This is a genomic window from Oscillibacter sp. (assembly GCF_032060045.1).
Taxonomy (GTDB): Bacteria; Bacillota; Clostridia; order Oscillospirales; family Oscillospiraceae; genus Oscillibacter.
In genome coordinates this window covers 54,145-58,124 of sequence record NZ_DAMBZJ010000004.1, presented here as the reverse complement: position 1 = coordinate 58,124, position 3,980 = coordinate 54,145, and the positions used below count along the sequence as shown (strand labels likewise).

Here is a 3,980-nt window from a genome sequence, read left to right as displayed (position 1 = left end):
CAATAACTCCACCAAGGCTGAGGATGTCGTTTTTGAGATCGACGGGAAGAAGTTTGCTTTTGCTGCTCAGGGCGAGACCGACGCTGCTAAGACCGCGCTGGGTGACGATGTGACTATTATCGAGGCCTCTGTTGCCAAGAACAATGCGCTGGTCGGTGCTGATGCCACCAAGCTGGCGGAAGTTGTTAACATCAAATTGGGCTACGAAGGGGCCAAGGTTGACGGCTCCACCGCCACTCAGGTCAACTTTAAGGCCGTGGAAGGTACCAAACCCGCCGGTTCCGGCAAGGGTCTGACGCTGCAGATCGGTGACACCGCCGAGAGCTTCAACAAACTGACTGTATCCGTGGGCGATATGCACGCAAAGTCTCTGGGCATCGGCGGCATCGATATCTCCACCCAGGAGGGTGCTTCTGCCGCCATCGATAAGCTGAAGAGCGCCATCAACAGCGTTTCCTCCACCCGTGGTAATCTGGGCGCTCTGCAGAACCGTCTGGACCACACCATCAACAACCTGGGCGTCATGACCGAGAACATCCAGGACGCCGAGTCCACCGTCCGCGACGTGGATGTGGCCAAGGAAATGATGTCCTACACCAAGAACAACATCCTGGTTCAGTCTGCGCAGGCCATGCTGGCTCAGGCCAACCAGGTTCCTCAGGGCGTGCTGCAGCTGCTGCAGTAAGTCGTCGGAGCAACGTCCATTTCGCTCTGTTTCCGCCTTGGGGCGAAAACGTCGCTTCATTCCCTTGCTCCTCCTCTATCCCGCGAAAGCGCGCTGCGCTTTCGCGGGAAGAGAGAGACGGGGGCGCGTCGGAAGAAAATGCTTCGTATTTTCCACCGAAGGGACGAGGGCTGCGAGACAAGCACGAAAAAGCTCCCGCCGCGTATGCGGCGGGAACTTTTTGTACAAACGTGAAAAACGGGCGCTTTTACAAGCAGTCGCTCAATATGCCAATAAAGGCGCTCCTCCTCTGCTTAATTGCAGAAAAGGAGCGCTCTTCATGTTTTCAATGCTGGCTCAGCCTTCGTCTGGGCGAGGGTTAGTCACTTGCGTCCAGATGCTGTTCACGTCGTCCACACAGGCAAAGTAAGTACCGGTAAGCAAGTTCGCCGGGATGCCCAGCGCCTCAGTGGCGGCGGCAACACCGTTCCAGTCCGCCCGCTCATAGCACAGTGCCAGCTCGAAGAGCTGGCCGGCTCTGCCCTCGCGGTGCAGCAACGCGGCCTTGACAGCCTCCGGAACTGGAATCTCCTCCAATATTTCCTCCATGGGCGCGTCAATCAGATAGTGTAGCGTGGAGAACATACCCATAAGGTATGCATCGGAGGTGGAAATGGTCATGCCGGTGGCATACTTCATCAGCTTGCTGCAAAAGGTTCCCCGCAGGAGGGACAGCTTCAAAAATTCCTCCGCGTCCTTGTCCATTTCGTTCTCTGCGTTGTTGGCGCTGAGAAGATACACCCATTGGCGAAGCTGATTCAGCCCCACGGTCATAATGGCCTGACGCACGGTGGTGGCCCGGTTGCGGCGGGCGAAATAGCAGGAGTTGGCCAGCCGCAGCAGCGCATAGCTCAAGGTGGCGTCTATGGAAATCAGTTCCTCCACCTCGCCAATCTCTGGCTCTTCCCGGCTCATGGCCACAATCAGGCGGAAGAAATTGCTTTGCAGATAGCCGCTGTTGTGAATCTTGGTGGAAAGCTTCTCAGCCACGCGGGTGCCCTCCATGGCGTCCACGCCCAGCTCCTCCGCCTTGGCGTACAGCTCTTCCGTGTCCACATTGGTGGCAATACACAGTTTTTTCAAACTGTGGGCAATCTCGATGATATTTTTAAGCTTTTCTTCGCTGGTGGTGGAAAAATTCAGCTTGAGATAGTCGATGGTGTCGAGCAAGGCCAGATATCGGGGCAGAAACTGAAACTCGTTCACCGCAATGCGATAGCCCTTGGCTGCATATTCATGCACGGCAGAAAGCGCCGCCGGATGAATCATCACGCTGTCGTCAATCTGAATCACCAGTTCCGACCGGTCAAACAGGTCCGGCGTTTTTTTCAGCAGCAGCGTGGCCGTGAAGGTCATGAAGTAAAACGATCCCTTTAAAATCTTGTCCGTATTTTGAATCAGGAAGTTATACACCGTATCTGCGGCGGCAAATTCCTTGTCGTTCATCAGTCCGCAAAACGCCTGATTTTCTCCGTGGTACAAAATTTCATAGCCAATGGTCTGCTTTTGCGCATTTCGGATGGGCTGGCGGACGATATACTTGTTCTTATTTCGGTCCTTTCTCATTCCCACTCATCGCTTTCATGCTTTTTTCGTCGAGACCGCCTTGCTCAAAAGCTGGTCCATGACGGATACCAAGTGTCCGATTTCAGGCTTGGAAAGCTGCTCGTCCGCGCCCACCTGCTTGCCCTTAATCCTCATTTCCTCGGAAATCAGGGAGGAGAACAACACCACGGGGATTTTCCGCAGAAGCAGGTCGTCCTTGATGAGCTTTGTCAAGTGATGCCCGTCCATCTGGGGCATTTCAATATCGGTGATGACCATGGCCACTTCCTCCGGCGCTATTCCCTGGGCCTTCATCTGTAGCAGCTCGTCCCACAATTCCTGCCCGTTGGGATAGGCGTGCAGATTCGTATAACCCGCCTTGCCCAGCGCCTCCCGAATCATCTGGCTCAGAAGGAGGGAATCCTCCGCAATGTAAATGGGCCGGTCGCTGCGATCCCGGGGGCCCATCTGGTCGATTTCATTAACCTGAATGGAGGTTTCCGGAGCAATCTCCGCAACAATCTTCTCAAAGTCCAGAATCGTCACCAAATCGTCACCGCACTGGGCGATACCGGTGGCCACGCCGTCCGCGCTGCCAGAGATCGTCTTGTCCGGCTTTTGAATGTCCCGCCAAGAGATACGGCTGATGCCCACCACACTGTGGACCCGGAAAGCGACGTACATCATATTGAAATTCGTGACGATAAACAAGTCCTTTGCCTGCTTCTCCACATCCGTGTCCACCAGAAATCTCGGCAGGTTAATGACCGTGATCACCTGATCCCTCGGCTTAAAAATGCCCTCCACCGCCGGGTGAACGTGAGGCATAGACTTCACCGGCGCGGATAGCATAATTTCCCGGACCTTTGCCACATTGATGCCGAAGAGATTGTCATTGACGGTGAACTCCATAATTTCAATTTCATTGGTCCCCGTTTCCAGCAAAATATTGCTGTTGCTCTGTCCCATAACGTCATTCCTTTCACGGTGCCCGCCCATTTGCCGGAGAAATCCGGCTCTGCGGGCGTGTCGGTTCCCGGCGCAGCACACTGTTTATTTAATTAGGGGAAGTCCCCATAAGCCACCAGTTTAGAATTTAATTTCCGGATATCCATAGGACCGGATAATTCCGTTTCCCGTGGCGCCGTCAAATTCCATGGTGCGGGCAACTGTGCCGCCCAAATCCTCCCAGACCAGTCGGATCTTTTCCATTTTCAAAATTTGACGAACGCTTTCTCCGTTGCGCTGTCCGATATTGCCAAGACTGCCGCCCGATACCTCAAACATGCGGGCCCCGCCTGCGATTTTCGCCGTAATGGCGGCTCGGCAGGCGCCCTTCATCTCCATCTCCCGCAGTGTGGCGCGGATGCCGGTATCCGCATATTTATAGGTGTTTTTCCGCCCGGTTTCCATATTCAGCGGCAACATAATGTGAATCAGCGCTGCCAGATGGCGATTGGGCTCGTATAGGCAGATTCCGATGCAGGAACCCAGCGCATAGGTAATGAGTTTTTCACCGTCCTGCGCCAGTTTCATGTCGGCAATGCCGACAATCAGCTTGTCATTCATCCATTACGCCCAACTTTCGCAGGAGGAAGTTTAAAGACCGGATATCCGGCGAGAGCAGCAACCGGCAGGGAACCTGCTTCCCGTCGCACACAAAGTTACCGCCAATGGTCATGATATAGTCCGACTGGCCGCCATAAGCCGC

The 3,980-nt window shown here is 54.5% G+C and carries 4 protein-coding genes; 1 reads left to right on the top strand and 3 read right to left on the bottom strand.

Annotation, left to right across the window (positions count from 1 at the left end):
- Positions 1-685 (top strand): flagellin (locus RT018_RS02910; protein WP_312939057.1); only part of this gene is annotated, 685 nt, incomplete at its 5' end.
- 336 nt (positions 686-1,021) lie between these two features.
- Here RT018_RS02910 and RT018_RS02905 read toward each other — a convergent pair.
- From RT018_RS02905 to RT018_RS02895, 3 genes are all read right to left on the bottom strand, one after another.
- Positions 1,022-2,290 carry an HDOD domain-containing protein gene (locus RT018_RS02905; protein ID WP_312939055.1) on the bottom strand — a complete coding sequence of 423 codons (1,269 nt, stop codon included), beginning with the start codon at positions 2,288-2,290 and terminating at the stop codon, positions 1,022-1,024.
- A 15-nt stretch (positions 2,291-2,305) separates the two neighbouring features.
- The gene (locus tag RT018_RS02900; RefSeq protein WP_312939052.1) at positions 2,306-3,238 is read right to left on the bottom strand and encodes a chemotaxis protein; all 933 of its coding nucleotides are present in this window, start codon (positions 3,236-3,238) and stop codon (positions 2,306-2,308) included.
- A gap of 120 nt (positions 3,239-3,358) precedes the next feature.
- On the bottom strand, positions 3,359-3,838 hold the full coding sequence (locus RT018_RS02895) for a chemotaxis protein CheD (RefSeq protein ID WP_312939050.1): 480 nt from the start codon (positions 3,836-3,838) through the stop codon (positions 3,359-3,361).
- Positions 3,839-3,980: the final 142 nt, after the last annotated feature.